Raw genomic sequence first — 26,803 nt, 5'->3', positions numbered from 1 at the left:
TGATCAGGGCGAACACCGAGATCGACAGGCCGAGGGTGGCGTTCGGGTCGGTGGTGGCCACCGCGCGGAAGAACAGGTGCTCGTCGCCGGTGATCTTCGCGGCCAGCATCGGCAGGTAGTCCACCGGTACCAGGTCGATCAGGTTGAGCAGGAAGATCCAGACGAACACGGTCAGGGCCAGGGGCGCGATCAACGGGTTGCGCCCGTGGAAGGTGTCCTTGACGCTGGTGTCGACGAACTCGACCATCACCTCGACGAAGTTCTGCAGTCCACCCGGCTGGCCGCTGGTGGCCTTCTTGGCTGCCAGGCGGAAGATGAACAGGAACACCACGCCGAGCAGTACCGACCAGCCCAGGGTGTCTACGTGGAATGCCCAGAAGCCCATTTCCTTGGCTTGCTCGGCGGTGTGGGCGAACCCCCAATCACCATTAGGCAGACGCCCGAAGGTCAGGTTCTGCAAGTGGTGCTGGATGTAACCCGAAGCGGTTTCTGCTGCCATGTTTGCCTCAATCGCTCTAAGGTCTTGTAAATGTTTTTCCCATCAGCAGGGGTGCGCACCAGCTGACCATCAGGGTCAGCAGATAGACACCGAACAGAGCCGGCGCCATCAGTGGCTTCACGCCTGCGAACGCCAGTGCGAAGAGCACCGCCGTCAGAATCAGTTTCCCGGCTTCGCCCGCATAGAAAGAGCGAACGATTTCCCGGGCAGCCCGCGCTCCGCTGAAACGGAACGCCTTGTAGGCGAAATAACAATTCGGCAACCAGGCGATCATCCCTCCCAGCAGTCCGGAATATCCGGCTACCGGTCCCCAAGAAATCCACAGGGAGATCGCAGCAACAAGCACTACTACCAGTTGGACGAGCAGCAATCTGAATGCCGGCAGGCGACTTGGCATGCGGGACTCCATCGCGCTCTCAGTCTTCTGGTGTCGGCACTGCCAAATCAACGACTTGGCATAAAAAGTGCCCACAAAATAGCGCGCAGAGTATAGGGGGGGAGTCCCCCCTGTTCAACTGGCTGGTAGTGATTTCCGACTACCCGCTACAACCCAAAGTGTGTCAACGGATGTGGGCGAGAACGCCCTGCAGTTCATCCAGGGAGCTGTAGCGGATGACCAGCTGTCCCTTGCCCTTCTGACCATGCCGGATCTGCACCGAAGCGCCCAGGCGCTCGGCCAGGCGCTGTTCCAGGCGGGCGATGTCCGGGTCGCTCTTGACCGGTCCCGCAGGCTTGCCCGGGGCATGCGTCCACTGCCGAACCAGGGCTTCGGTCTGACGTACGGTCAGCCCATGTGCGACAACATGTCGCGCCCCTTCCACCTGCCGTTCTGCCGGCAGACCGAGGAGCGCACGGGCATGGCCCATCTCCAGGTCGCCATGGGAAAGCAGGGTCTTGATCTCTTCCGGCAGGCCGATCAGGCGCAGCAGGTTGGTAATGGTCGCGCGCGACTTGCCGACCGCTTCCGCGACCTGCTGCTGGGTCAGCTGGAACTCCTGCTGCAAGCGCTGCAGGGCAGCGGCTTCCTCGATCGGGTTGAGGTCCTCGCGCTGGATGTTCTCGATCAGCGCCATGGCGATGGCCGCTTCGTCCGGCACGTCGCGCACCAGCGCCGGGATCTTTTCCAGTCCGGCCTGCTGGCTGGCCCGCCAGCGCCGCTCGCCGGCGATGATCTCGTAGCGGCCATTGGCGATCGGCCGCACCACGATGGGCTGCATCACGCCCTGGGCCTTGATCGACTGCGCCAGTTCCTCCAGCGCCTGAGGGTCCATGTCGCGACGCGGCTGGTACTTGCCGCGCTGCATCAGGTCGAGGGGGATCTGCTGCAACTCGCGGCGGTCGGCCTGTACGGCTTCTTCCTGCAGTTTGGCGGGACTCGAGCCGCCCAGCAGGGCATCGAGCCCGCGTCCCAGTCCACGTTTCTTGGCTGCCATGCGGGTTCCTTATGCGGTTGCGGCGCGGCCTTTGGCGCGCTGGCGGCGGACCAGCTCGCCGGCCAGCGCCAGGTAGGCGATGGCGCCGCGGGATTGCTTGTCGTAAACCAGCGCCGGCATGCCGAAGCTGGGGGCTTCGGCGAGGCGCACGTTACGCGGGATGACGGTGCTGTAGAGGGTGTCGCCGAAATGCTCCTGCAACTGCGCGGAGACATCGTTGGTCAGGCTGATGCGCGGATCGTACATGGTCCGCAACAGCCCCTCGATCTTCAGCGTCGGGTTGAGCAACTGGCCGATGCGCTGGATGCTGTTCATCAGGTCGGTCAGCCCCTCCAGCGCGTAGTACTCGCACTGCATGGGGATGATCACGCCGTCGGCGGCGGTCAGCGCGTTGACGGTGAGCATCGACAGCGACGGCGGGCAGTCGATGAGGATGTAGTCGTAGTTCTCGCGGATCGGCGCCAGCGCGTTGCGCAGGCGATTTTCCTTCATGTCCATTTCCAGCAGCACCACTTCCGCGGCGGTCAGGTCGCGGTTGGCCGGCAACAACTGGTAGCCGCCGTGTTCGGAGAACTGCATGGCCTCGGCGAGGTTGCACTCGCCGGTGAGCACGTCGTAGATGGAGTGCTCCAGGTTGTGCTTGTCGATGCCGCTGCCGGTGGTGGCGTTGCCCTGGGGATCCAGGTCCAGCAGGAGGACGCGGCGCTTGGTCGCCACGAGGGAGGCCGCAAGGTTGATACAGGTCGTGGTCTTGCCGACACCGCCTTTCTGGTTGGCGATCGCGAATACCTTAGCCATGGTTATCCCTGTTCCCCCTCATGCTGTGCGCCGCAGTATCAGCAGATGCCGCTGACCTTGGCAACCGGGTACCGCCAGCGCGTGCTCGGCTTCGACCCGGAAATCCTCCGGGAGTGCCGCCAGCTCTTCGTTCGGATGCACGCCCTTCATCGCCAGCCAGCGGGTTTCCTGGCCACCGAGGTGGCGGGTCCAGTTGGCGAAGTCCTCCAGGCTGCTGAAAGCGCGGGAAACGATGCCATCGAAGGGGCTCTCGGGACGGAAGGCTTCCACCCGGCTGTGCACGACTTCGAGGTTGGCCAGCTTCAGCTCGAGCTTCACCTGGGTCAGGAAGCGGGTCTTCTTGCCGTTGCTGTCGAGCAGGGTCAGGCGCTTTTCCGGGAACAGGATGGCCAGCGGCACGCCGGGCATGCCGCCGCCGCTGCCGACATCCAGCCAGTTATCCCCAGCCTCGGCGTAAGGCACGATGCTCAGGCTGTCGAGCAGGTGGCGCGAAACCATCTCGTCCGGGTCGCGTACGGCGGTCAGGTTGTAGGCCTTGTTCCATTTGATCAGCAGGGCCAAGTAGGCCAGCAGCTGGCGTTGCTTGTCGGCGTCGAGGGCGACGCCTAGCTCGTCAGCACCGCGCGCGAGTTCGTCGGCGTGGTGTTGGGTTACCGCAGACATCAAGCGCTCTGCTCCAGTTGGCGGCCAGAGGCACGCTTCTTCAGGTGGATCAACAACAGCGAAATCGCAGCCGGCGTGACGCCGGGGATTCGCGAAGCCTGTCCGAGGGTTTCCGGACGGGCCTGGTTCAGCTTGTTCTGGATTTCCTTCGACAGGCCGGAAATCCCCAGGTAATCGATATCCACAGGCAGGCGGGTATCTTCGCTGGCGCGCAGCCGGGCGATTTCCTCCTGCTGGCGGTCGATGTAGCCGGCGTACTTGGTGCGAATCTCCACCTGCTCGGCCACCTGGGGGTTATCCACAGCGTCGCCGGTGATCTCCACCAGGCCGGCGTAATCGATCTCGGGGCGGCTCAGCAGGTTGAGCAGGTTGTATTCATGGGTCAGCGGCGTACCGAAGCGCTCGGCGATGGCGTCGCCCTGCGGGGTATTCGGCCGCACCCAGGTGCTCTTCAGCCGCTGTTCCTCGCGTTCGATACCTTCGCGCTTGGCTTCGAAGGCAGCCCAGCGCCGATCGTCGACAAGGCCCAGCTCGCGTCCCTTCTCGGTGAGACGCAGGTCGGCGTTGTCCTCGCGGAGGATCAGGCGGTATTCCGCCCGCGAGGTGAACATGCGGTACGGCTCCTGGGTGCCGAGCGTGATCAGGTCGTCCACCAGCACGCCGATGTAGGCCTCGTCGCGGCGCGGGCACCAGCTGTCCTTGCCTTGCGAACGCAACGCAGCATTGGCGCCGGCCAGCAGGCCCTGGGCGCCAGCTTCCTCGTAGCCGGTGGTGCCGTTGATCTGGCCGGCGAAGAACAGGCCGCCGATGACCTTGGTCTCCAGGCTGTACCTGAGATCGCGGGGATCGAAGAAGTCGTACTCGATCGCATAGCCCGGCCGCACGATGTGGGCGTTTTCCATGCCACGGATGGAACGCACGATCTGCAGTTGCACGTCGAACGGCAGGGACGTGGAAATGCCGTTGGGATACAGCTCGTGGGTCGTCAGGCCTTCCGGCTCGAGGAAGACCTGGTGGCTTTCCTTGTCGGCGAAGCGATGGATCTTGTCTTCGATCGACGGGCAGTAGCGCGGGCCGATGCCTTCGATCACACCGGAATACATCGGCGAACGATCGAGGTTGGCGGCGATGATCTCGTGGGTCCGTGCGTTGGTATGGGTGATCCAGCAACTGACCTGCTCGGGATGCTGTTCCTTCGAACCGAGGAAGGACATCACCGGGATCGGCGTGTCGCCCGGCTGCTCGGTCATCACCGAGAAGTCCACGCTGCGCCCGTCGATCCGCGGCGGCGTACCGGTCTTCAGCCGGCCGACCCGCAGCGGCAATTCACGCAGACGACGCGCCAGTGCGATGGACGGCGGGTCGCCGGCGCGTCCGCCTGAGTAGTTCTCCAGGCCGATGTGGATAAGTCCGCCGAGGAAGGTGCCGGTAGTCAGGACCACGTTGTCGGCATGGAAGCGCAGTCCCATCTGGGTCACTACGCCGCGGACCTGATCCTGCTCGACGATCAGGTCGTCGCAGGCCTGCTGGAATATCCACAGGTTCGGCTGGTTTTCCAGTGTATGGCGGATAGCGGCCTTATAGAGCACGCGATCGGCTTGTGCACGAGTGGCGCGCACTGCCGGCCCCTTGCGGCTGTTAAGGATGCGGAACTGGATACCGCCCTTGTCGGTGGCTTCGGCCATGGCGCCGCCAAGGGCGTCGATTTCCTTGACCAGATGGCTCTTGCCGATGCCGCCGATGGCGGGGTTGCAGCTCATCTGCCCCAGGGTTTCCACATTGTGGGTCAACAGCAGGGTTTTCACACCCATGCGCGCAGCCGCGAGTGCGGCTTCGGTGCCTGCATGGCCACCGCCGATCACGATTACGTCAAAACGGGTAGGGAAATCCACCACGCACCTCGGCCTGTTCAGAAGCAGGAATTCAGGAAAGCCGGACAGTATAAGGATTTAGCGAACCTGAATGAAGACTCCTGGACAAAAAATAGCCAATCCAGATCGAGGGAGCAAAACGGCTCGGCGGGCTTACAAAAAATAAAAGGAAAGGAATGTTTATATCTTTTTAGAACTTGTGTTTATTACTTAGCAGCGGCTTTTCTGTTGATAAGTACTTCGAGCCCAGTAAAGACATAGCCTGTAGCGAATGATAAGGCTGTCCCAAACCCTATCTGGGCCCTGTTGATAAGCGTTTTTTAGCTGTGGATGGAATGGCTCGTTATCAACATGTGGAGTTATGCACAGAGCTTCGGCGGGTTTATCTACCCTCCTGTCCCTGGGGTTTTCCACAGGTTTCAGGCGAGCGTATCCGGGCCGCGGCAGGACCGCAGCCAGGTAGGGAGAAGGAGGTGGAAAGGCGTGGGAAAGGCTCAGTCGTTGCCGCTTTCCAGCGTATCGATGGATGACGACAGGCGCTCGAAGCGGCGCTTGGCGGAGACCTGGAAATCCCGCTCGGAGCCCTCGTTAGCGGGTTTGCGCAGCAGTAGCCGAGCACTGAGCCCGCTAGTGCGGTCGTAACTGCCGAACCAGTCGATCATCTGTCCGACATGGCATTCGCCGCCGAGCCATACCGCCAGGTTGGCTACGATCTCCATGTTGTAGTGTCCGAGTGCTCGCCCTGGGACGCCTTGGGAGCCGAAGGCGAGGGCCGCGCCTGGCCGGTATCGACGGAGTCCAGGGTCTGCAACAGCTCTTTTCGCAGAATCTCTTCCAGGCTTGTGGGTAAATCGCTTACCGGGTTGTCTTGCGTGCACGGAACGTCCCGGCGCGTGGCGATAGCGCCAGGCGAGACAACGGGATAGATACGCCGTTCGAGAGGGAGATTGACCACAGCGCAGCGCCTTCGCGGACTCCGGATCGGAGCGCGGTGCCTGTGCATAAACCTCTCCCAGGTGGATATCCATCCCATGCAGACCGACATCGGCGCAGATGGTTTTCTCGGGGACGAAGCGGCGCGCCGGCAATCCATGCCTGCGTGGTTGAGTGCCGGCGGCAAGGGGCACAGTGAAAGGAAAGTACGCAGAACCGGAGCGAACCTTGCCCTGGTTATCCACAACTCGGCGTGGGCCGAGCCCCATTACTTGCCGATGCAGAAACTCGAGAAGATGCGACCCAGCAGGTCATCGGGGGTGAATGCGCCGGTGATTTCACCCAGGTGCTGCTGGGCCTGGCGCAGATCCTCGGCCAGCAGCTCGCCTGCGCCATTGTGGATAAGTTGGCTGTGGCCATGCTCCAGCGCCTGGCCAGCCTGGCGCAGCGCCTCCAGGTGGCGCCGGCGGGCGCTGAAACCGCTTTCCGCGGTCTGTTCGAAGCCCATGCAGGCCTTCAGGTGTTCGCGCAGCAGCTCCAGGCCGGCGCCGGTGCGCGCCGAGAGGGTGATGGTGACGTGGCCGTCCGCGCTTTCCTCGAGGCCAATGGACTCTGTGGACAAATCCGCCTTGTTGCGGATCAGGGTGACCTTGCCCGGTTCCGGTCGCTGGTCGAGAAACTCCGGCCATAGGGAAAACGGGTCCGCTGCTTCCGGGGCGGTGGCGTCCACCACCAGCAGCACGCGATCGGCTTCGCCGATGGCTTTCAGCGCACGTTCCACGCCGATCTTTTCCACATGGTCCTCGGTATCCCGCAGGCCTGCGGTGTCCACCACATGCAGGGGCATGCCATCGATGTGGATATGTTCGCGCAGTACATCGCGGGTGGTGCCGGCTATGTCCGTGACGATGGCCGCCTCGCGACCGGCCAGGGCATTCAGCAGGCTGGACTTGCCGGCATTCGGTCGTCCGGCGATGACCACGGTCATGCCGTCGCGCAGCAGGGCGCCTTGGGAAGCTTCGCGCTGCACTGTGGATAATTCTGTGCGTACTTTTTCCAGAAGCCCCAGTACATGGCCATCGGCGAGGAAGTCGATTTCTTCCTCGGGGAAGTCTATGGCGGCTTCGACATAGATGCGCAGGGAAATCAGTTGCTCGGTCAATGCATGTACCCGGCGCGAGAATTCGCCCTGCAGGGAACGCAATGCATTGCGCGCGGCCTGCTCCGAGCTGGCCTCGATCAGATCGGCGATGGCTTCGGCCTGGGCCAGGTCGAGCTTGTCGTTTAGGAACGCGCGCTCGCTGAACTCGCCCGGTCGCGCCTGGCGGGCGCCCAGTTCCAGACAACGCTGCACCAGCAGGTCGAGTACCACGGGGCCGCCGTGCCCCTGCAGTTCGAGTACGTCTTCGCCGGTGAACGAGTTCGGGCCGGGGAAATACAGTGACAGGCCTTCGTCGATCACCTGCCCACCGGCATCGAGGAACGGTCCGTAATGCGCATGCCGGGCTTTCAGCTGGCGTCCGCTCACGGCCACGGCGATCTGTCCGGCGAGGGGGCCGGAGACGCGAACGATTCCCACGCCGCCGCGGCCCTGGGCAGTAGCTATCGCGACGATGGTTTCGGTGGCGGCTTGCATGTGGATATCTCCGGATAGCAAGACGCCCCTCGAGGGGGCGTCTTGTTGTGGACAGTTTTCGCGATAGACGTCAGGCGGTCTTCGCGGCTGCCTCGATCTTGCGGGTAATGTACCACTGCTGAGCGATCGACAGGCAGTTGTTGACCACCCAGTACAGCACCAGACCGGCTGGGAACCAGAGGAAGAAGAAGGTGAAGATGATCGGCATCAGCTTCATCACCTTGGCCTGCATCGGGTCCGGCGGGGTCGGGTTGAGCATCTGCTGGATCAGCATGGTGCCGCCCATGACGATCGGCAGGATGAAGAACGGATCCTTCACCGACAGGTCGGTGATCCAGCCGAGCCACGGCGCCTGGCGCATTTCCACGCTTTCCAGGAGTACCCAGTAGAGGGAGAGGAAGACCGGCATCTGGACCAGGATCGGCAGGCAGCCGCCTAGCGGATTGATCTTCTCCTTCTTGTACAGCTCCATCATCGCCTGGGACATCTTCTGCCGATCGTCGCCGTGCTGTTCCTTGATCGCCTGCATCTTCGGCGACACCGCGCGCATGCGCGCCATCGAACGGTAGCTGGCGGCGGACAACGGGAAGAAGGCCAGCTTGATCAGGACGGTCAGGGCGATGATCGACCAGCCCCAGTTGCCGATCAGGCTGTGGATATGTTGCAGCAGCCAGAAGATCGGCTGGGCGATGAACCAGAGGAAACCGTAGTCGACGGTCAGTTCCAGGCCCGGGGAGAGTTCCTTCAGGTGCTTCTGGAGTTTCGGGCCGGCATACAGGGTCAGGTCGGTTTCCACCTTGCTACCCGCCGGAACGCTCAGGGTCGGGCCGGTGAAACCGACGATGTAGTTGCCCTGGCCGTCCTTGCGGGTCATGACCTGGTGCTGCTCGCCCTTGGTCGGAACCCAGGCGGTCACGAAGTAGTGTTGCAGCCAGGCGACCCAGCCACCCTGCACGGACTCCTTGAACTGTTCCTTGTCCATGTCCTTGGTGGAGATCTTCTTGTACGGCGAATCCGGGGTCCAGACCGCGGCGCCGAGGTAGGTGGACACCCCGGTGGCGGTGGTCGAGGACGGGTCGGCGCTGCCGTCGCGCTTGAGCTGGGCGAACAGGTTGCCGCTCCAGGTCTTGCCGCTCTGGTTGTCGATCAGGTAGCTGACGCCGACCTGATAGGCGTTTTCATTGATGCACTCGATCTTCTTCTGAGCCTTTTCCTTGTCCGAGCAATCGGCTTTCAGGCCACGGTGGAAGGTGAAGCGCTTGATGTAGTTGACACCGTCGTGGCTGAAGCTCAGGTCCACGACCAGTTCGTTCTGGCCGTCGGCCAACTGGTAGCTGCTCTGCGCACTGTGGAACAGCGGGCGGCCGGCGCTGCTGGCGTCCGGGCCGTCGGCACCGGTGAGGCCGCTCTGCGCCAGGTAGGTACGTTCGCGACCGTTGTCGAACAGCGGGAACGGCACGTCCGGACGGTCCAGGCGGCGCGGATACTGCAACAGGCCGAGCTGGACGATATCGCCGCCACGGGGATCGATGGCCAGGTCGAGGACGTCGGTCTTCACCTGGATCAGCTTGTCGCTGACCGCAACCGGCTTGTCGGCGGCTTCGCTGCCGGCCGCACTGCTCTGGGCAGTGGGAACGTCACTGCTGGTGCCCGAGGCGGACGGAGTGTCCGGCAGGCCTTGCGTGGTGTTCATCGAAGCGCTGGCGGCGGGCAGCTCAGGCTGACCGTAATCCTTGTTCCACTGGAGAACCAGCAGGTAGGACACGACTGCAAGGGCGACGATGAGAATCGAGCGTTGAATGTCCATGGTTACTCGGCCATCGAGAAAGGGCGGGGCTTGAAGGAAACTGACAGTAGCAGATCGTGGCTACGGGATTGCCAGTGATGGAGCCGAGTGGAGGAAACCGCACTCGGGCGACCATTGCGTCGCGGGCCATGCTGCGCGATAGCCTCGTACGCTAGGGAAGTACAACTTGGCTGGGAACGACGGTGCCGGGTCATCGAAGGGGGGATGACACTACAGGGATCGGGATGCGCGGGCATCGACCTATGCATGAGTACCGTCGGCCACGCCAGGGGCGTCAGCAGGGCTTTCCGTGCGAGGTCGATTGCGCAACAGGCGTTTCCAGAGCTTGCCGAACTGCTGGTGCAGCTCCGGATTTTCCAGTTCGCCCAGGCCTTTGCGCGCGATCACCACGATATCCCAGCCAGCCAGGGTTTCCTGGTTATGGCGGAACGATTCGCGGATCAGGCGTTTGAGGCGATTGCGCTGGACGGCGAGCTTGACGTTCTTCTTGCCGATCACCAGGCCCAGGCGGGGGTGATCGAGACCGTTCTCGCGCGCCAGCAGCAGGACGTGCTTGCCGGGGACCTTGCCGGTCGGAGAGTCGAAGACTGCGCTGAATTGCCGGGCTGTCAGTAGACGCTTGTCCCGGTCGAAGTCCCGACTCACCACCCGTACCGGATAAATCAGACGGTCAGACGCTTACGGCCTTTGGCGCGACGACGCGACAGAACCTGACGGCCGTTCTTGGTGGCCATACGGGCGCGGAAACCGTGGACGCGAGCGCGCTTGAGGGTGCTGGGTTGGAAAGTACGTTTCATGATTCGGTACCTGGGTTGACGACTTGAGGTCGCAGTGACCCCGTTTAAAGAGACCGGCGATTCTAGTGAAATCGAACGGGCAGGTCAATTTCCAACCAGCGATGACGTAATAGATAGATACAAGGAAGTCATTTTTCTTTTAAAGGATAGAAACGGTTAATGCTCTTGGGACGGCGCTTTTCTGTGCATAACTCGACGAAGCCCAGCAACTGCGTGTTTCTCCGGCAGGCAAAAGGTTGTCGAGAACCGGTGTCGAGGCTGTTTCCTTCCTGAGCGAAGCCTGGGGATGAACGAGTTGGTTATCCACAGTGGTTTTTTCCACACGGCTGTGCGCAGGGATGTACCCCCTTCAAAGCAAGGGTTATCCACAAAGTCCAGGACGACCGTCCGTCGGCCTGCCTGCTTTTATTAAGGTCTTGATTTGCTTGGGGCCTCAGCGCATCGGCATGTGGATAAGTCCGGCCCGTCCGGCTACAATAGGCGCTTATTTCGTTGTGCCGCCTTTCCAATCTTTGGGGGATATCCGTGTCCGTGGAACTTTGGCAGCAGTGCGTGGATCTTCTCCGCGATGAGCTGCCGTCCCAACAATTCAACACCTGGATCCGTCCCTTGCAGGTCGAAGCCGAAGGCGACGAATTGCGTGTGTATGCACCCAACCGTTTCGTCCTCGATTGGGTGAACGAGAAATACCTCGGTCGGCTTCTGGAACTGCTCGGTGAACGCGGCGAGGGTCAGTTGCCCGCCCTTTCCTTATTAATAGGCAGCAAGCGTAGCCGTACGCCGCGCGCCGCCATCGTCCCATCGCAGACCCACGTGGCTCCCCCGCCTCCGGTTGCTCCGCCGCCGGCGCCAGTGCAGCCGGTATCGGCCGCGCCCGTGGTGGTGCCACGTGAAGAGCTGCCGCCAGTGACGACGGCTCCCAGCGTGTCGAGCGACCCCTACGAGCCGGAAGAGCCCAGCATCGATCCGCTGGCCGCCGCTATGCCGGCCGGAGCCGCACCTGCGGTACGCACCGAGCGCAACGTCCAGGTCGAAGGCGCGCTGAAGCACACCAGCTATCTCAACCGTACCTTCACCTTCGAGAACTTCGTCGAGGGCAAGTCCAACCAGTTGGCCCGCGCCGCCGCCTGGCAGGTGGCGGACAACCTCAAGCACGGCTACAACCCGCTGTTCCTCTACGGTGGCGTCGGCCTGGGCAAGACCCACCTGATGCATGCGGTGGGCAACCACCTGCTGAAGAAGAACCCGAACGCCAAGGTGGTCTACCTGCATTCGGAACGTTTCGTCGCGGACATGGTGAAGGCCTTGCAGCTCAACGCCATCAACGAATTCAAGCGCTTCTACCGCTCGGTGGACGCACTGTTGATCGACGACATCCAGTTCTTCGCCCGTAAGGAGCGCTCCCAGGAGGAGTTCTTCCACACCTTCAACGCCCTTCTCGAAGGCGGCCAGCAGGTGATCCTCACCAGCGACCGCTATCCGAAGGAAATCGAAGGCCTGGAAGAGCGGCTGAAGTCCCGCTTCGGCTGGGGCCTGACGGTGGCCGTCGAGCCGCCGGAACTGGAAACCCGGGTGGCGATCCTGATGAAGAAGGCCGAGCAGGCGAAGATCGAGCTGCCGCACGACGCGGCCTTCTTCATCGCCCAGCGCATCCGTTCCAACGTGCGTGAACTGGAAGGTGCGCTGAAGCGGGTGATCGCCCACTCGCACTTCATGGGCCGGCCGATCACCATCGAGCTGATTCGCGAGTCGCTGAAGGACTTGTTGGCCCTTCAGGACAAGCTGGTCAGCATCGACAACATCCAGCGCACCGTCGCCGAGTACTACAAGATCAAGATATCCGATCTGTTGTCCAAGCGGCGTTCGCGTTCGGTGGCGCGCCCGCGCCAGGTGGCCATGGCGCTCTCCAAGGAGCTGACCAACCACAGCCTGCCGGAGATCGGCGTGGCCTTCGGCGGTCGGGATCACACCACGGTGTTGCACGCCTGTCGTAAGATCGCTCAACTTAGGGAATCCGACGCGGATATCCGCGAGGACTACAAGAACCTGCTGCGTACCCTGACAACCTGACGCAGCCCACGAGGCAAGGGACTAGACCATGCATTTCACCATTCAACGCGAAGCCCTGTTGAAACCGCTGCAACTGGTCGCCGGCGTCGTGGAACGCCGCCAGACATTGCCGGTTCTCTCCAACGTCCTGCTGGTGGTCGAAGGCCAGCAACTGTCGCTGACCGGCACCGACCTCGAGGTCGAGCTGGTTGGTCGCGTGGTACTGGAAGATGCCGCCGAACCCGGCGAGATCACCGTACCGGCGCGCAAGCTGATGGACATCTGCAAGAGCCTGCCGAACGACGTGCTGATCGACATCCGTGTCGAAGAGCAGAAACTCCTGGTGAAGGCCGGGCGTAGCCGCTTCACCCTGTCCACCCTGCCGGCCAACGATTTCCCCACCGTAGAGGAAGGTCCCGGCTCGCTGAACTTCAGCATTGCCCAGAGCAAGCTGCGTCGCCTGATCGACCGCACCAGCTTCGCCATGGCCCAGCAGGACGTGCGTTACTACCTCAACGGCATGCTGCTGGAAGTGAACGGCGGCACCCTGCGCTCCGTCGCCACCGACGGCCACCGACTGGCCATGTGCTCGCTGGATGCGCAGATCCCGTCGCAGGACCGCCACCAGGTGATCGTGCCGCGCAAAGGCATCCTCGAACTGGCTCGTCTGCTCACCGAGCAGGACGGCGAAGTCGGCATCGTCCTGGGCCAGCACCATATCCGTGCCACCACTGGCGAATTCACCTTCACTTCGAAGCTGGTGGACGGCAAGTTCCCGGACTACGAGCGTGTACTGCCGCGCGGTGGCGACAAGCTGGTGGTCGGTGACCGCCAGCAACTGCGCGAAGCCTTCAGCCGTACCGCGATCCTCTCCAACGAGAAGTACCGCGGCATTCGCCTGCAGCTTTCCAACGGTTTGCTGAAAATCCAGGCGAACAACCCGGAGCAGGAAGAGGCCGAGGAAGAAGTGCAGGTCGAGTACAACGGCGGCAACCTGGAGATCGGCTTCAACGTCAGTTACCTGCTCGACGTGCTGGGTGTGATCGGTACCGAGCAGGTCCGCTTCATCCTTTCCGATTCCAACAGCAGCGCCCTGGTCCACGAGGCCGACAATGACGATTCTGCCTATGTCGTCATGCCGATGCGCCTCTAATCACACTGAATGTCCCTGACCCGCGTTTCGGTCACCGCGGTGCGCAACCTGCACCCGGTGACCCTCTCCCCCTCCCCTCGCATCAACATCCTCTACGGCGATAATGGCAGCGGCAAGACCAGTGTGCTCGAAGCCATCCACCTGCTGGGCCTGGCGCGTTCATTCCGCAGTGCGCGCTTGCAGCCGGTGATCCAGTATGAGGAAGCGGCCTGCACCGTATTCGGCCAGGTGATGTTGGCCAACGGCATCGCCAGCAACCTGGGGATTTCCCGTGAGCGCCAGGGCGAGTTCACCATCCGCATCGATGGGCAGAACGCCCGGAGTGCGGCTCAATTGGCGGAAACTCTCCCACTGCAACTGATCAACCCGGACAGCTTTCGGTTGCTCGAGGGAGCGCCGAAGATCCGGCGACAGTTCCTCGATTGGGGAGTGTTCCACGTGGAACCTCGGTTTCTGCCCGTCTGGCAGCGCCTGCAGAAGGCGCTGCGCCAGCGGAACTCCTGGCTCCGGCATGGTAAACTGGACCCCGCGTCGCAAGCAGCCTGGGACCGGGAATTGAGCCTGGCCAGCGATGAGATCGATGCCTACCGCAGAAGCTATATCCAGGCGTTGAAACCGGTATTCGAGGAAACACTCGCCGAATTGGTTTCACTGGATGACCTGACCCTTAGCTACTACCGAGGCTGGGACAAGGACCGGGACCTCCTGGAGGTCCTGGCTTCCAGCCTGTTGCGCGACCAGCAGATGGGCCACACCCAGGCGGGACCGCAGCGTGCGGATCTTCGCATACGGTTGGCAGGTCATAACGCCGCGGAAATTCTCTCGCGCGGTCAGCAGAAGCTGGTGGTATGCGCCCTGCGCATCGCCCAAGGCCATCTGATCAATCGCGCCAAGCGCGGACAGTGCGTCTACCTGGTGGACGACCTGCCCTCGGAATTGGATGAGCAGCATCGAATGGCTCTTTGCCGCTTGCTTGAAGATTTGGGTTGCCAGGTATTCATCACCTGCGTGGACCCGCAACTATTGAAAGACGGCTGGCGCACGGATACGCCGGTATCCATGTTCCACGTGGAACATGGAAAAGTCTCTCAGACCACGACCATCGGGAGTGAAGCATGAGCGAGAACAACACGTACGACTCTTCCAGCATCAAGGTGCTGAAGGGGCTGGATGCCGTACGCAAGCGCCCCGGCATGTACATCGGCGACACCGACGATGGCACCGGTCTGCACCACATGGTGTTCGAGGTGGTGGATAACTCCATCGACGAAGCGCTGGCCGGTTATTGCAGCGAAATCAGCATCACCATCCATACGGATGAGTCGATCACTGTCCGCGACAATGGACGCGGTATTCCGGTGGATATCCACAAGGAAGAAGGGGTTTCTGCGGCGGAAGTGATCATGACCGTCCTCCACGCCGGCGGCAAGTTCGACGACAACACCTACAAGGTGTCCGGCGGCTTGCACGGTGTGGGCGTCTCGGTGGTGAACGCGCTGTCCCATGAACTGCGCCTGACCATCCGTCGCCACAACAAGGTCTGGGAACAGGTCTACCACCACGGCGTTCCGCAGTTCCCACTGCGCGAAGTGGGCGAGACCGATGGCTCCGGCACCGAAGTTCACTTCAAGCCGTCCCCGGAGACCTTCAGCAACATCCACTTCAGTTGGGACATCCTGGCCAAGCGCATCCGCGAGCTGTCCTTCCTCAACTCCGGAGTCGGCATCCTGCTGCGCGACGAGCGTACCGGCAAGGAGGAGCTGTTCAAGTACGAAGGCGGTCTGAAGGCCTTCGTCGAGTACCTGAACACCAACAAGACCGCGGTGAACGAGGTATTCCACTTCAACGTCCAGCGTGAAGAGGACGGCGTGGGTGTGGAAGTCGCCTTGCAGTGGAACGACAGCTTCAACGAGAACCTGCTCTGCTTCACCAACAACATCCCGCAGCGTGACGGCGGCACCCACCTGGCCGGTTTCCGTTCGGCGCTGACGCGTAACCTGAACAACTACATCGAGGCCGAAGGCCTGGCGAAGAAGTTCAAGATCGCCACCACCGGCGACGATGCCCGCGAAGGCCTCACCGCGATCATCTCGGTGAAGGTACCGGACCCGAAGTTCAGCTCGCAGACCAAGGACAAGCTGGTCTCCTCCGAGGTGAAGACTGCGGTGGAACAGGAGATGGGCAAGTACTTCGCCGACTTCCTGCTGGAGAATCCCAACGAAGCCAAGGCCGTAGTCGGCAAGATGATCGACGCCGCCCGTGCCCGCGAGGCCGCGCGCAAGGCGCGCGAGATGACCCGCCGCAAGGGCGCGCTGGACATCGCCGGCCTGCCCGGCAAACTGGCCGATTGCCAGGAAAAGGACCCGGCGCTCTCCGAACTGTACATCGTGGAGGGTGACTCCGCGGGCGGTTCCGCCAAGCAGGGCCGCAATCGCCGGACCCAGGCGATCCTGCCGCTCAAGGGCAAGATCCTCAACGTCGAGAAGGCACGCTTCGACAAGATGCTCTCCTCCCAGGAGGTCGGTACGCTGATCACCGCCCTGGGCTGTGGCATCGGCCGCGAGGAGTACAACATCGACAAGCTGCGCTACCACAACATCATCATCATGACCGATGCTGACGTCGACGGTTCGCACATCCGCACCCTGCTGTTGACCTTCTTCTTCCGCCAGATGCCCGAGCTGATCGAGCGTGGCTACATCTACATCGCCCAGCCCCCGTTGTACAAGGTCAAGCGCGGCAAGCAGGAGCAGTACATCAAGGACGACCAGGCCATGGAAGAGTACATGACCCAGTCGGCCCTGGAAGACGCCAGCCTGCACGTCAACGAGCACGCTCCGGGCCTGTCCGGGGCAGCGCTGGAGAAACTGGTCAACGAGTATCGCGGGGTGATCGCCACCCTCAAGCGCCTGTCGCGCCTGTACCCCCAGGAGCTGACCGAGCACTTCATCTACCTGCCTACCGTGTCGGTGGACGACCTGGCTAACGAGTCGGCCATGCAGGGCTGGTTGGAGAAGTTCCAGGCGCGCCTGACCGCCGCCGAGAAGTCTGGCCTGACCTACAAGGCCAGCCTGCGCGAAGACCGCGAGCGCCACCTGTGGCTGCCCGAGGTGGAACTGGTGGCCCACGGCCTGTCCAGCTACGTCACCTTCAACCGTGACTTCTTCGCCAGCAATGACTACCGCTCGGTGTCGCTGCTCGGCGACCAGCTGAACAGCCTGCTGGAAGACGGCGCCTACGTGCAGAAGGGTGAGCGCAAGCGCCCGATCAGCGCCTTCAAGGACGGCCTGGACTGGCTGATGGCCGAAGGTACCAAGCGCCACAGCATCCAGCGATACAAGGGGTTGGGCGAGATGAACCCTGAGCAGCTGTGGGAAACCACCATGGATCCGAACGTCCGGCGCATGCTCAAGGTGACCATCGAGGACGCCATCGCCGCCGACCAGATCTTCAACACCCTGATGGGCGATGCCGTGGAGCCGCGCCGCGACTTCATCGAAAGCAACGCGCTGGCGGTGTCGAACCTGGACGTGTGACAGGTCGGCAGACCGACCCTCATGGAAACCCCGGCCTGGCGCCGGGGTTTTCTTTTTGCGCCAGGTAGCCTGGATACGGGCGCCAGGGGTGCCTTGCCAAGGTGTGGTCGAGCCCCGGTTGCTCGCCGGCATTGGCACCCTGGGCCCGGGCCTCCTGGCGGCGTTGCACCGCTCCTGTGGGCAGCGGACGCCGGTCAATTCGGTCGATCGTTGCCAGCCGGCCTTGCTTTGCGCCTCGCGTGAAAACAAGAAGCCCCGCCATAGCGGGGCTTCTTTTATCGAATCGGCGCACAGTGCGCCTTGCAGGGGGCTTTGCGGCCCTTCACGAGACCACCGACGGCTCCGGATGGCTGACCTGCTGCTGGATGGGGCTGATCTCGGCCATGGTCTCGCTGACCCAGGCCTCGGCGCGCTGGTTTAGCTCGGCGATGGCGCGCGGGCCTTCGCCTTCGGCGTGCATCGCCGGGCCGATCACCACCTGGATGGTGCCCGGGTACTTGGCCCAGCCGGCCTTGGGCCAATACTGCCCGGCGTTGTGGGCGATCGGCAGTACCGGTAGCCCGGCGTTGACCGCCAGGGCGGTGCCGCCGCGGGAGAACTTGCCCATCTGCCCCACCGGAATACGCGTGCCTTCCGGGAAGATCAGCACCCAGGCGCCTTTCTTCAGGCACTCGTCGCCCTGCTTGGCCAGTTGCTTGAGGGCCAGCTTCGGCTGGCTGCGGTCGATGGCGATGGGCTTGAGCAGGGCCAGGGCCCAGCCGAAGAACGGCACGTAGAGCAGCTCGCGCTTGAGTACCTGGCTGAGTGGCTCGAAGAAGCCGGAGAGGAAGAAGGTTTCCCAGGTGCTCTGGTGCTTGGAGAGGATCACGCAGGGCTTTTCCGGGATGTTCTCCAGTCCGCGCACCTCGTAGCGGATGCCGGCGACCACGCGGGTCAGCCAGATCGCGAAGCGGCACCAGTTCTGGACCACGAAGCGGTAGCGGGCGCGGAACGGCAGGATCGGCGCGATGAAGAAGCTGAGGGTGCCCCAGACGAACGCGCTGGCGGACAGCAGCAGGTAAAAGAGGATGGTTCTGATGGCCTGCACTGTCGACATGTATTCTGACCTTACTGAAGTAATGCGCTGGCGACTGCCGCCAGATCGTCGAATATCAGGGTGCCCTCTGGCAAGGGCTTGCCCAGCGTACGTACACCTTTTCCGGTCTTTACCAACACCGGCTGACAATCGACGGCCCGCGCCGCCTCCAGGTCACCGATGCTGTCGCCGACGAACCAGATACCCGACAGATCGACCCCGTAGTGCTCGCCGATCTGCCGCAGCATACCCGGCTTCGGCTTGCGGCATTCGCAGCCGTCGTCCGGTCCATGCGGACAATAGACGATGAGGCCGACCTCGCCGCCCTGCTCCGCGACCAGTTCGCGCAAGCGCGCATGCATGGCCTCGAGCACCGCCAGGTCGTAATAGCCACGGGCGATGCCGGACTGGTTGGTAGCCACCGCGACGGTCCAGCCGGCCTGGCTCAGGCGGGCGATGGCCTCGATCGAGCTGGGGATGGGGATCCACTCGTCGAGGGTCTTGATGTAATCGTCGGAGTCGAGGTTGATGACTCCATCGCGGTCGAGAATCAGCAGGGAACGGGACATCGATGCGCAGTTGGCCATGAACGGAAAGGATCGATTCTACCTCAGCCAGCCGGAGCATCGCGGATGGATCGACGAGCCCCCTACGCTGGACAATCTGTACTAGATTCAATAATGGCAATGGAATGGCAATCCCAGGCCAGGGAGTCATTTGGCACGCAGCAGTGGGTGTCTCGGAGTACGTGCGAACCCCTTGGCGGGTGGATCACCGGAGTAACGCAGTAAGCGCCTATCGCATGCCAGCACGGCCGACCGGCCGTGTTTCCACCACAGGTGGAGCGGGCATGACGACGGGGAGTTCCGGGGCGTCTGCCCGTTCCCAAGGACGGTAACCGTGAAACGCCTGAAAAAGACACTGCACCTTTCAAGCTTGTCCCTCGTTTCCCTGGCTCTTTCTTCCGCCGCCCTGGCGGCCGCTCCGGTCATGCTCGACCAGGGCAAGGAATGGACCGAAAGCCACCGCCAGGACTTCTACAGCCGCGACCAGGGCTCGCAGGTGATGCCCCTGCCCTGGCTCAAGGCGTTGCGACAGCCGGATGGAACGCCTTTCCTCGCCGACAGCCTGGCCCGCTACGGCTATTTGCCCAATCCCAAGGCGCCCGCGGAAGGCCTGCCGGTGGGCTTCACCGTAGCCGGCACGGGCGCCCGGCAGATGGTCGGCATGACCTGTTCGGCCTGCCATACCCGGCAGATCGAGGTGAAGGGCACGGCCTATCGGATCGACGGCGGTCCGGCGATCGTCGACTTCCAGGCATTCCTCGCCGACCTCGATCGGGCCGTGGGACCGCTGACCAGCGATGACGCCGCCTTCGACGCCTTCGCCAAGCAGATCCTCGGGGCCAATCCGCCTCCCGGTGCGCGCGACGCCCTGCTCGCGGCGGTGAAGGAATGGTACGAGCCCTATCACACGCTGATCGAGCGCGCGCTGCCCAAGGACACCTGGGGACCGGCGCGGCTGGACGCGGTATCGATGATCTTCAACCGCCTTACCGGGCTGGATATCGGCACCGCGCCGCCCTATCTGATTCCCGACAACATCAAGGCGGCGGATGCGCCGGTGCGCTACCCGTTCCTGTGGAACGCGGCGCGGCAGAACAAGACCCAGTGGCCCGGCTTCGCCGCCAACGGCAACGACCTGCTCGGCCTGGCGCGCAATGTCGGCGAGGTCTACGGGGTGTTCGCCACCTTCCACCCGCAGAAGAGCAAGTTCCACCTGCTGGGCATGGACTACCTGAAGGTCAACTCGGCCAACTTCCACGGGTTGGGCAAGCTGGAGGAGCTGATCAAGAAGATCGGCCCGCCGAAGTGGCCCTGGGCGGTGGACAAGCACCTGGCCAGGAAAGGCGCGCTGATCTTCGCCCGCAAGACCGACGAGGGTGGCTGCGTGGAGTGCCACGGCATCCGGATCAAGGACCTGGTGCTTTGGGACACTCCGCTGAGGGACGTCGGCAGCGACAGCCGCCAGCACGCCATCCTCGATGGCCAGGTGCAGACCGGCGTGATGGAGGGCGCGCGGATGCCGTTCGGCCAGCCGCTGAAGGCGACCGACGGAGCCTTCGATGTACTCGCCGTAGCGGTGGCCGGTTCGATCCTGCAGCACTTCGTGCCGATCCTCGGTGAGAAGCACGATGCCAAGGCGGCGGCGGTCAAGCCGGAAAGCGTGATGACCGACGAAACCCGGCAACTGCTGACCGCCTTCCAGAAGCCGGTGCGTACCCAGGCCGACCCCTACCCCTACGAGTCGCGGGTCCTGCAGGGGATCTGGGCGGCGGCGCCGTACCTGCACAACGGCTCGGTGCCGACCCTGGAAGAGTTGCTGAAGCCGGCCGCGGAGCGGGTGGAATCCTTCCCGGTGGGCTCGGCCTACGACGTGGACAAGGTCGGCCTCGCCGCCCAGCAGACCCAATTCGGCAGCTATGTGCTGAAGACCACCGGCTGCGAGCAGCGTGATTCCGGCAACAGCCGCTGCGGCCATGAGTACGGCACCAGCCTGTCGGCCGAGGAGAAGCGCGCGCTGCTGGAGTATCTGAAGGTCCTGTAGTGAAAAAGGCCCGGTGTCGCGAGGACGCCGGGCCTTTTCTTCGAGGCGGGACTGGCTCAGCCGAGCAGCGAGATGTCCGCCACCCCGAGGAACGACCCGCGCAGCTTGGCCAGCAGCGCATAGCGGTTGGCGCGCACCGCCGCGTCGTCGACATTGACCATCACATCGGCGAAGAACGTATCCACCGGCTCGCGCAAGGCCGCCAGGCGGGCCAGCGCGGCGCGATAGTCGCGTGCCGCTGCCAGCGGCGCGACTTCGCTTTCGGCGTTCGCCACGGCGCTGCCCAGGGCCTTCTCGGCGGCTTCCACCAGCAGGCTGGCATCCACGTTCGGCGGAACCTCGTCCTCGGACTTGGCGAGAATATTCGACACCCGTTTGTTCGCCGCGGCCAGGGCCTCGGCTTCAGGCAACTGGCGGAAGGCCTGGACGGCCTGTACGCGCTGGTCGAAGTCCAGCGGCGAGCTTGGCTTGAGCGCGCGCACCGACTGGTACACGGCCACGTCCACGCCTTCGTCCTCGTAGCGCGCGCGCAGGCGGTCGAACACGAAGTCCAGCACCTGCTCGGCCAGGCCGGCGGCCTTGACCTTGTCGCCGTATTGCTCGACGGCGGCGTTGACCGCGGCTACCAGGTCCAGGTCGAGCTGCTTCTCGATGAGGATGCGCAGCACGCCCAGCGCAGCGCGGCGCAGCGCGTAGGGGTCCTTGCTGCCGGTGGGAAGCATGCCGATGCCGAAGATACCGACCAGGGTATCGAGCTTGTCGGCCACCGCCACGGCGGCGCCGGTCAGGGTCGAGGGTAGCTCGGCGCCGGCGCCGCGCGGCATGTACTGCTCGTTGAGGGCCAGGGCGACGTCTTCCGCTTCGCCGCCGTGGGTGGCGTAGTAGTAGCCGGCGATGCCCTGCATCTCGGGGAACTCGCCGACCATCTCGGTCGCCAGGTCACACTTGGACAGGATGCCGGCGCGCGCGGCGTTCTGCGCATTGCCGCCTATACGTTCGGCGATGTAGGCGGCCAGGCCGGAGACGCGCTGGGCCTTCTCGAACACGGTGCCGAGCTGGGCCTGGAACACTACGTTGCGCAGGCGCTCGTTGAAGCTTTCGAGCGGCTGCTTCTTGTCCTGCTTGAAGAAGAACTCGGCGTCGGTGAGGCGCGGGCGAACCACCTTCTCGTTACCGCTGACGATATTCTCCGGCGCCTTGCTCTCGACGTTGGCGACGGTGATGAAGCGCGGCAGCAGCTTGCCGTTGGCGTCCAGCAGGCAGAAGTATTTCTGGTTGTCCTGCATGGTGGTGATCAGGGCTTCCTGCGGGACCTCGAGGAAGCGCTCCTCGAAGGAGCAGACCAGCGGCACCGGCCACTCGACCAGTGCAGTCACTTCGTCGAGCAGGCTCGGCGGCACGATGGCGCTGCCCTGTTGCTCGGCGGCCAGTTCGGCCACGCGCTTGGCGATCAGCTCGCGGCGCTCGGCGAAATCGGCCAGCACATGAGCGCCGCGCAGGTCTTCCAGATACGCTGCCGGGCTGGAAATACGCACATTGTCCGGATTGTGGAAGCGGTGGCCACGGGATTCGCGCCCGGCTTTCTGGGCGAGGATCTCGCACTCGACCACATCGTCGCCGAACAGCATCACCAGCCATTGGGTCGGACGCACGAACTCCTCGCGGCGAGCTGCCCAGCGCATCCGCTTGGGAATCGGCAGTTCGTTCAACGAGGCCTCGACGATGCCAGGCAGCAGGCCGGCGGCCGGTTGGCCGGCGATGATCTGGCTGAAGCGCAGCTTCGGACCGCTCTTGTCGATATGCTGCAGATCCACGCCGCACTTCTTGGCGAAGCCGAGGGCGGCCTGGGTCGGGTTACCGCTGGCGTCGAAGGCGGCCTGTAGCGGCGGACCGTCTAGGTTGACGGTACGGTCGGGCTGCTGCACGGCGAGTTGCTCGACCAGCACGGCGAGACGGCGCGGCGCCGCATAGAAACGCGCAGCGGCATAGCTCAGACCGGCAGCCTTGAGGCCCTTCTCGATACCGCTGAGGAAGGCTTCGCCGAGGCTGTTGAGGGCTTTTGGCGGCAGCTCTTCGGTGCCCAGTTCGACCAGGAAATCCTTGGCGCTCATCATTCGGCCTCCTTCAGCTTGGCCAGTACTTCGTCACGCAATTCGGGGGTGGCCATGGGGAAGCCGAGGCGCGCGCGGGCCTGCAGGTAGCTCTGCGCCACGGCGCGGGCCAGGGTACGCACGCGAAGGATGTAGCGCTGGCGCTCGGTGACCGAGATGGCGCGCCGCGCATCCAGCAGGTTGAAGGTATGCGAAGCCTTGAGGACCATCTCGTAGGTCGGCAACGGCAGCTCCAGCGCGATCAGGCGGTTGGCTTCGCTTTCGTAGAAGTCGAACAGTTCGAACAGCTTCGGCACGTTGGCGTGCTCGAAGTTGAAAGTGGATTGCTCCACCTCGTTCTGGTGGAACACGTCGCCATAGGTGACCTTGCCGAACGGGCCGTCGGTCCAGACCAGGTCGTAGACCGAGTCCACGCCCTGCAGGTACATGGCCAGGCGCTCCAGGCCGTAGGTGATCTCGCCGGTGACCGGATAGCACTCGATGCCGCCGACCTGCTGGAAGTAGGTGAACTGGGTGACTTCCATGCCGTTCAGCCAGATTTCCCAACCCAGGCCCCAGGCGCCGAGGGTCGGCGACTCCCAGTTGTCCTCGACGAAGCGGATGTCGTGGACCAGCGGGTCGATGCCGATGGCTTTCAGCGAGCCGAGGTACAGCTCCTGGAAGTTCTCCGGGTTCGGCTTCAGGACCACCTGAAACTGGTAGTAGTGCTGCAGGCGGTTGGGGTTCTCGCCGTAGCGGCCGTCGGTGGGGCGGCGGCTCGGCTGGACGTAGGCGGCGTTCCAGGTCTCCGGGCCGATGGCGCGGAGGAAGGTGGCGGTGTGGAAGGTGCCGGCGCCCACTTCCATGTCGTAGGGCTGCAGCACCACGCAGCCCTGCTCGGCCCAGTAGTTCTGCAGGGCGAGAATCAGGTCTTGGAAGGTGCGCACGGCGGGCGTAGTCTGGCTCACGAAATTCACCTGTGCTGAGGCTTCGATACAAAACGCGGAAGTATACCCGATTCCCGCGCCGCCTCGCCCGTCCCCCCGATCCCTGGAAAACCACGGAAAGCCTTATGCCACGCTGCTTCTGGTGCAACGACGATCCCCTCTACATGGCCTACCACGACGAGGAGTGGGGTGTGCCGCAGCGCGATCCCGACGCGCTGTTCGAACTTCTGCTGCTGGAGGGCTTCCAGGCCGGGTTGTCCTGGATCACCGTGCTGAAGAAGCGCGAGCGCTACCGCGAGGTGCTGTTCGGCTTCGACGTGCAGCGGGTGGCACAGATGAGCGACGCGGAGATCGACGAACTGATGCTCGACCCCGGCATCATTCGCAATCGGGCCAAGCTCAACGCTGCGCGGCAGAACGCCCAGGCCTGGCTGGAGCTGGATGACCCGGCTGGGTTCCTCTGGTCCTTCGTCGGCGGCCAGCCGAAGATCAACCATTTCGCTGGTCGTGCCGAGGTGCCGGCGATTACCCCGGAAGCCGAGGCCATGAGCAAGGCGCTGCGCAAGGCCGGCTTCAACTTCGTCGGGCCGACCATCTGCTACGCCTTCATGCAGGCCAGCGGCATGGTCATGGACCATACCCAGGACTGCGACCGTTACGCCCAACTCGTCGGCTAGCCGGGCGCTCCCTGATGGATGCGTTCGGATGTTCCACGTGGAACATCGGCGCGCAGCATAGCTGGTCGCCCCGCTTCCTTGGCTGCCGCCCTCGCCCTTCTTCCTGGCGTACAATGCGCGTTCGAGTCGAGCGAGGAGTGTTTCGTGGAGAAATTCAAAGGTGCCCTGGTGGTGGGGGCCCTACGCCTGTTCGCGCTATTGCCCTGGCGTGCCGTGCAAGGCGTCGGGGCCGGCATAGGCTGGCTGATGTGGAAATTGCCGAATCGATCCCGCGAGGTAGTGCGGATCAACCTGTCCAAGTGCTTCCCCGAGTTGTCCGAAACCGAACTGGAAAAGCTGGTCGGACAAAGCCTGATGGATATTGGCCGTACCCTCACCGAAAGTGCCTGTGCCTGGATCTGGGCGCCTGAAAAGTCGCTGAGGTACATCCGCGAGGTCGAAGGCATGGAAGTGCTGGAGGAAGCGCTGGCTTCCGGCGATGGCCTGGTCGGCATTACCAGTCACCTGGGAAACTGGGAAGTACTCAACCACTTCTATTGCTCCTACGCCAAGCCGATCATCTTCTATCGTCCGCCCAAGCTGAAGGCAGTCGACGAATTGCTGAAGAAGCAACGCGTGCAATTGGGCAACCGCGTCGCACCTTCCACTCCGGAGGGTATCCTCAGCGTCATCAAGGAAGTGAAGAAAGGCGGTTGCGTAGGGATTCCCGCCGACCCCGAGCCCGCGCGTACCGCTGGGCTCTTCGTGCCCTACCTGGGCACCACTGCATTGATCAGCAAGTTCGTCCCGCAGTTGCTTTCACGCGGCAAGGCGCGTGGAGTGTTCTTCCATGCGGTGCGCCTGCCCGATGGTAGCGGTTACAAGGTGATCCTCGAAGCGGCTCCGGCGGACATGTACGACAAGGACCTGGAAGTGTCTGTAGCAGCCATGAGCCGCGAGTTGGCGAAGTATGTACGAGCCTATCCCAGCCAGTACATGTGGAGCATGAAGCGCTTCAAGAACCGCCCGGATGGCGAGAAAAAATGGTACTGAGGAAAGGGCGTCGGAAGACGCCTTTTTCATATCCGGGTACTATGCTCAGCTCTGCCGCCTCCTCCGCAGGTCCCGAGGGACTCGATGGATAATCAACGACAATACCCACGAACCCCGCTCAAGTGCCGAATCCGTATCAGTCACCCGTTATTTGGCGAGCTGATGGCGCAGACCCGCGACCTCTCCGACACCGGGGTCTATGTCAAACACCCGGATCTGACCCAGCTCCCAACAGGCAGTGTCGTTACTGGCCAGGTACAGGATCTGCCGATCGACGCGCCGATCCTGCAGATGGAAGTCGTGCGAGTCGATGCGGAAGGCGTCGGCCTGCGCTTTCTCAGCGAAGCCTGAACGGTGATGTTCCACGTGGAACCCCAGGCATGAGCCACTGATCACAGAGTGGGCGAAACCGCTGCCGGTTATCGGCTAGAATGCGCGCCGCTCGGCATGGTGCCGGGCATGGGTTCCCTCACCCCATCGCGCAAAAAGGACAGTACATGTCAGCTTCTTCTCCGGCGGCCTGGCGCGGCACCCTGGCCGGCCTGATCGCCTTCCACATCTTCATCATCATCGCCAGCAACTACCTGGTGCAGTTGCCGATCACCCTGTTTGGCTGGCACACCACCTGGGGCGCCTTCAGCTTTCCGTTCATCTTCCTGGCTACCGACCTCACCGTGCGCCTGCTGGGCAAGGGCCCTGCCCGGCTGGTCATCGCCCGGGTCATGATCCCGGCGTTGATCGCCTCCTACGTGGTCTCGGTGTTGTTCCAGGAAGCGGCGTTCCGTGGCTTCTCCGCGCTGCTCGAGTTCAACACCTTCGTCGCACGGATCTCCCTGGCAAGCTTCCTCGCCTATGTGCTCGGGCAGATCCTCGACATCCAGGTATTCGACCGCCTCCGTCGTTCCCGGCACTGGTGGACCGCGCCAGTCGCCTCGACCATCCTCGGCAACCTGCTGGACACCTTCACCTTCTTCTTCGTGGCGTTCTGGCGCAGCGACAATCCGTTCATGGCGCAGCACTGGGTGGAAATCGCCACGGTGGACTACGGAGTGAAGCTGAGCATCAGCCTTCTGCTGTTCGTGCCGCTCTACGGCATGCTACTCAACGGCATCCTGAAGATGCTGCCGGGGCGGCCGCAGAGCAACGCTTGAGGCTCATCGAGGCAGTCTGGAGGAAGGGCGCAACGGCCGTGACCGTTGC

General features: G+C 63.1%; 23 protein-coding genes and 1 pseudogene. 9 read left to right on the top strand and 15 right to left on the bottom strand.

Annotated features, from left to right (window positions below):
* The 11 genes from HMPREF2924_RS04195 to rpmH all read right to left on the bottom strand — a co-directional run.
* The coding region (locus HMPREF2924_RS04195; RefSeq protein ID WP_083325375.1) for a FoF1 ATP synthase subunit A at window positions 1-499 on the bottom strand (499 nt) is incomplete at its 3' end.
* A gap of 16 nt (window positions 500-515) precedes the next feature.
* Complete coding sequence (locus tag HMPREF2924_RS04190; RefSeq protein WP_003097239.1) at window positions 516-896, bottom strand: F0F1 ATP synthase subunit I; 381 nt, start codon at window positions 894-896, stop codon at window positions 516-518.
* 163 nt (window positions 897-1,059) lie between these two features.
* The gene (locus HMPREF2924_RS04185; protein WP_003100240.1) at window positions 1,060-1,932 is read right to left on the bottom strand and encodes a ParB/RepB/Spo0J family partition protein; all 873 of its coding nucleotides are present in this window, start codon (window positions 1,930-1,932) and stop codon (window positions 1,060-1,062) included.
* 9 nt (window positions 1,933-1,941) lie between these two features.
* A complete protein-coding gene (gene soj, locus HMPREF2924_RS04180; RefSeq protein ID WP_003097243.1) occupies window positions 1,942-2,730 on the bottom strand; it encodes a chromosome partitioning protein Soj in 789 nt (262 codons plus the stop codon).
* Window positions 2,731-2,748: 18 nt separating this feature from the next.
* Window positions 2,749-3,393: a 16S rRNA (guanine(527)-N(7))-methyltransferase RsmG gene (gene rsmG / locus HMPREF2924_RS04175; RefSeq protein WP_003100242.1), complete on the bottom strand. Its 645-nt coding sequence runs from the start codon at window positions 3,391-3,393 to the stop codon at window positions 2,749-2,751.
* On the bottom strand, window positions 3,393-5,285 hold the full coding sequence (gene mnmG, locus HMPREF2924_RS04170; protein WP_003100244.1) for a tRNA uridine-5-carboxymethylaminomethyl(34) synthesis enzyme MnmG: 1,893 nt from the start codon (window positions 5,283-5,285) through the stop codon (window positions 3,393-3,395). Before mnmG ends, rsmG begins: the two co-directional genes overlap by 1 nt.
* Window positions 5,286-5,758: 473 nt before the next feature.
* Window positions 5,759-5,983 carry a hypothetical protein gene (locus HMPREF2924_RS36010; RefSeq protein ID WP_003097251.1) on the bottom strand — a complete coding sequence of 75 codons (225 nt, stop codon included), beginning with the start codon at window positions 5,981-5,983 and terminating at the stop codon, window positions 5,759-5,761.
* A gap of 482 nt (window positions 5,984-6,465) precedes the next feature.
* Window positions 6,466-7,833 (bottom strand): tRNA uridine-5-carboxymethylaminomethyl(34) synthesis GTPase MnmE, encoded by a 1,368-nt coding sequence (gene mnmE, locus HMPREF2924_RS04160; RefSeq protein ID WP_003136526.1) that lies wholly within the window; start codon window positions 7,831-7,833, stop codon window positions 6,466-6,468.
* A gap of 70 nt (window positions 7,834-7,903) precedes the next feature.
* A complete protein-coding gene (gene yidC / locus HMPREF2924_RS04155; protein WP_003097255.1) occupies window positions 7,904-9,640 on the bottom strand; it encodes a membrane protein insertase YidC in 1,737 nt (578 codons plus the stop codon).
* A gap of 240 nt (window positions 9,641-9,880) precedes the next feature.
* A complete protein-coding gene (gene rnpA / locus HMPREF2924_RS04150) occupies window positions 9,881-10,288 on the bottom strand; it encodes a ribonuclease P protein component (RefSeq protein WP_003100251.1) in 408 nt (135 codons plus the stop codon).
* Between the two features lie 14 nt (window positions 10,289-10,302).
* A complete protein-coding gene (rpmH, locus tag HMPREF2924_RS04145; RefSeq protein WP_003100258.1) occupies window positions 10,303-10,437 on the bottom strand; it encodes a 50S ribosomal protein L34 in 135 nt (44 codons plus the stop codon).
* Window positions 10,438-10,962: 525 nt separating this feature from the next.
* Between rpmH and dnaA the strand changes: the two genes are divergently transcribed.
* From dnaA to gyrB, 4 genes and pseudogenes are all read left to right on the top strand, one after another.
* Window positions 10,963-12,507 carry a chromosomal replication initiator protein DnaA gene (dnaA, locus tag HMPREF2924_RS04140; protein WP_003109151.1) on the top strand — a complete coding sequence of 515 codons (1,545 nt, stop codon included), beginning with the start codon at window positions 10,963-10,965 and terminating at the stop codon, window positions 12,505-12,507.
* Between the two features lie 28 nt (window positions 12,508-12,535).
* The gene (dnaN, locus tag HMPREF2924_RS04135; protein ID WP_003097262.1) at window positions 12,536-13,639 is read left to right on the top strand and encodes a DNA polymerase III subunit beta; all 1,104 of its coding nucleotides are present in this window, start codon (window positions 12,536-12,538) and stop codon (window positions 13,637-13,639) included.
* A gap of 9 nt (window positions 13,640-13,648) precedes the next feature.
* Window positions 13,649-14,751, top strand: a pseudogene (gene recF, locus HMPREF2924_RS04130) (DNA replication/repair protein RecF).
* A gap of 3 nt (window positions 14,752-14,754) precedes the next feature.
* On the top strand, window positions 14,755-17,175 hold the full coding sequence (gene gyrB / locus HMPREF2924_RS04125) for a DNA topoisomerase (ATP-hydrolyzing) subunit B (RefSeq protein ID WP_003097268.1): 2,421 nt from the start codon (window positions 14,755-14,757) through the stop codon (window positions 17,173-17,175).
* Between the two features lie 322 nt (window positions 17,176-17,497).
* On the opposite strand, the gene HMPREF2924_RS04120 is transcribed toward gyrB, so the two are convergent.
* Window positions 17,498-18,271 (bottom strand): lysophospholipid acyltransferase family protein, encoded by a 774-nt coding sequence (locus tag HMPREF2924_RS04120; RefSeq protein ID WP_003136532.1) that lies wholly within the window; start codon window positions 18,269-18,271, stop codon window positions 17,498-17,500.
* Window positions 18,272-18,282: 11 nt separating this feature from the next.
* Window positions 18,283-18,819 (bottom strand): D-glycero-beta-D-manno-heptose 1,7-bisphosphate 7-phosphatase, encoded by a 537-nt coding sequence (gmhB, locus tag HMPREF2924_RS04115; protein WP_003136533.1) that lies wholly within the window; start codon window positions 18,817-18,819, stop codon window positions 18,283-18,285.
* A 331-nt stretch (window positions 18,820-19,150) separates the two neighbouring features.
* Here gmhB and HMPREF2924_RS04110 point away from each other — a divergent pair, with 331 nt between their 5' ends.
* A complete protein-coding gene (locus HMPREF2924_RS04110; RefSeq protein WP_003161952.1) occupies window positions 19,151-20,857 on the top strand; it encodes a di-heme-cytochrome C peroxidase in 1,707 nt (568 codons plus the stop codon).
* A 56-nt stretch (window positions 20,858-20,913) separates the two neighbouring features.
* Here the strand turns inward: HMPREF2924_RS04110 and glyS are convergent, their stop codons facing one another.
* A complete protein-coding gene (gene glyS / locus HMPREF2924_RS04105) occupies window positions 20,914-22,968 on the bottom strand; it encodes a glycine--tRNA ligase subunit beta (protein WP_003131360.1) in 2,055 nt (684 codons plus the stop codon).
* Window positions 22,968-23,915 carry a glycine--tRNA ligase subunit alpha gene (gene glyQ, locus HMPREF2924_RS04100; protein ID WP_003097276.1) on the bottom strand — a complete coding sequence of 316 codons (948 nt, stop codon included), beginning with the start codon at window positions 23,913-23,915 and terminating at the stop codon, window positions 22,968-22,970. The genes glyS and glyQ overlap by 1 nt, the downstream gene beginning before the upstream one ends.
* Before the next feature lie 104 nt (window positions 23,916-24,019).
* Here glyQ and HMPREF2924_RS04095 point away from each other — a divergent pair, with 104 nt between their 5' ends.
* The 4 genes from HMPREF2924_RS04095 to HMPREF2924_RS04080 all read left to right on the top strand — a co-directional run bounded on the left by HMPREF2924_RS04095 (window position 24,020) and on the right by HMPREF2924_RS04080 (window position 26,754).
* The gene (locus tag HMPREF2924_RS04095; protein ID WP_003097280.1) at window positions 24,020-24,571 is read left to right on the top strand and encodes a DNA-3-methyladenine glycosylase I; all 552 of its coding nucleotides are present in this window, start codon (window positions 24,020-24,022) and stop codon (window positions 24,569-24,571) included.
* A gap of 144 nt (window positions 24,572-24,715) precedes the next feature.
* The gene (locus HMPREF2924_RS04090; RefSeq protein WP_003123762.1) at window positions 24,716-25,603 is read left to right on the top strand and encodes a lysophospholipid acyltransferase; all 888 of its coding nucleotides are present in this window, start codon (window positions 24,716-24,718) and stop codon (window positions 25,601-25,603) included.
* Between the two features lie 84 nt (window positions 25,604-25,687).
* Window positions 25,688-25,954, top strand: a complete 267-nt coding sequence (locus HMPREF2924_RS04085; RefSeq protein WP_003114645.1) for a PilZ domain-containing protein — start codon at window positions 25,688-25,690, stop codon at window positions 25,952-25,954.
* 146 nt (window positions 25,955-26,100) lie between these two features.
* Window positions 26,101-26,754, top strand: a complete 654-nt coding sequence (locus tag HMPREF2924_RS04080) for a 7-cyano-7-deazaguanine/7-aminomethyl-7-deazaguanine transporter (RefSeq protein WP_003097286.1) — start codon at window positions 26,101-26,103, stop codon at window positions 26,752-26,754.
* Window positions 26,755-26,803: the final 49 nt, after the last annotated feature.

The sequence above is a fragment of the Pseudomonas sp. HMSC063H08 genome (assembly GCF_001813645.1).
In the GTDB taxonomy this organism is placed as follows: domain Bacteria; phylum Pseudomonadota; class Gammaproteobacteria; order Pseudomonadales; family Pseudomonadaceae; genus Pseudomonas; species Pseudomonas aeruginosa.
The sequence above is the reverse complement of the archived record's forward strand: the minus strand, read 5'-3'. Positions and strand labels throughout refer to the sequence as shown.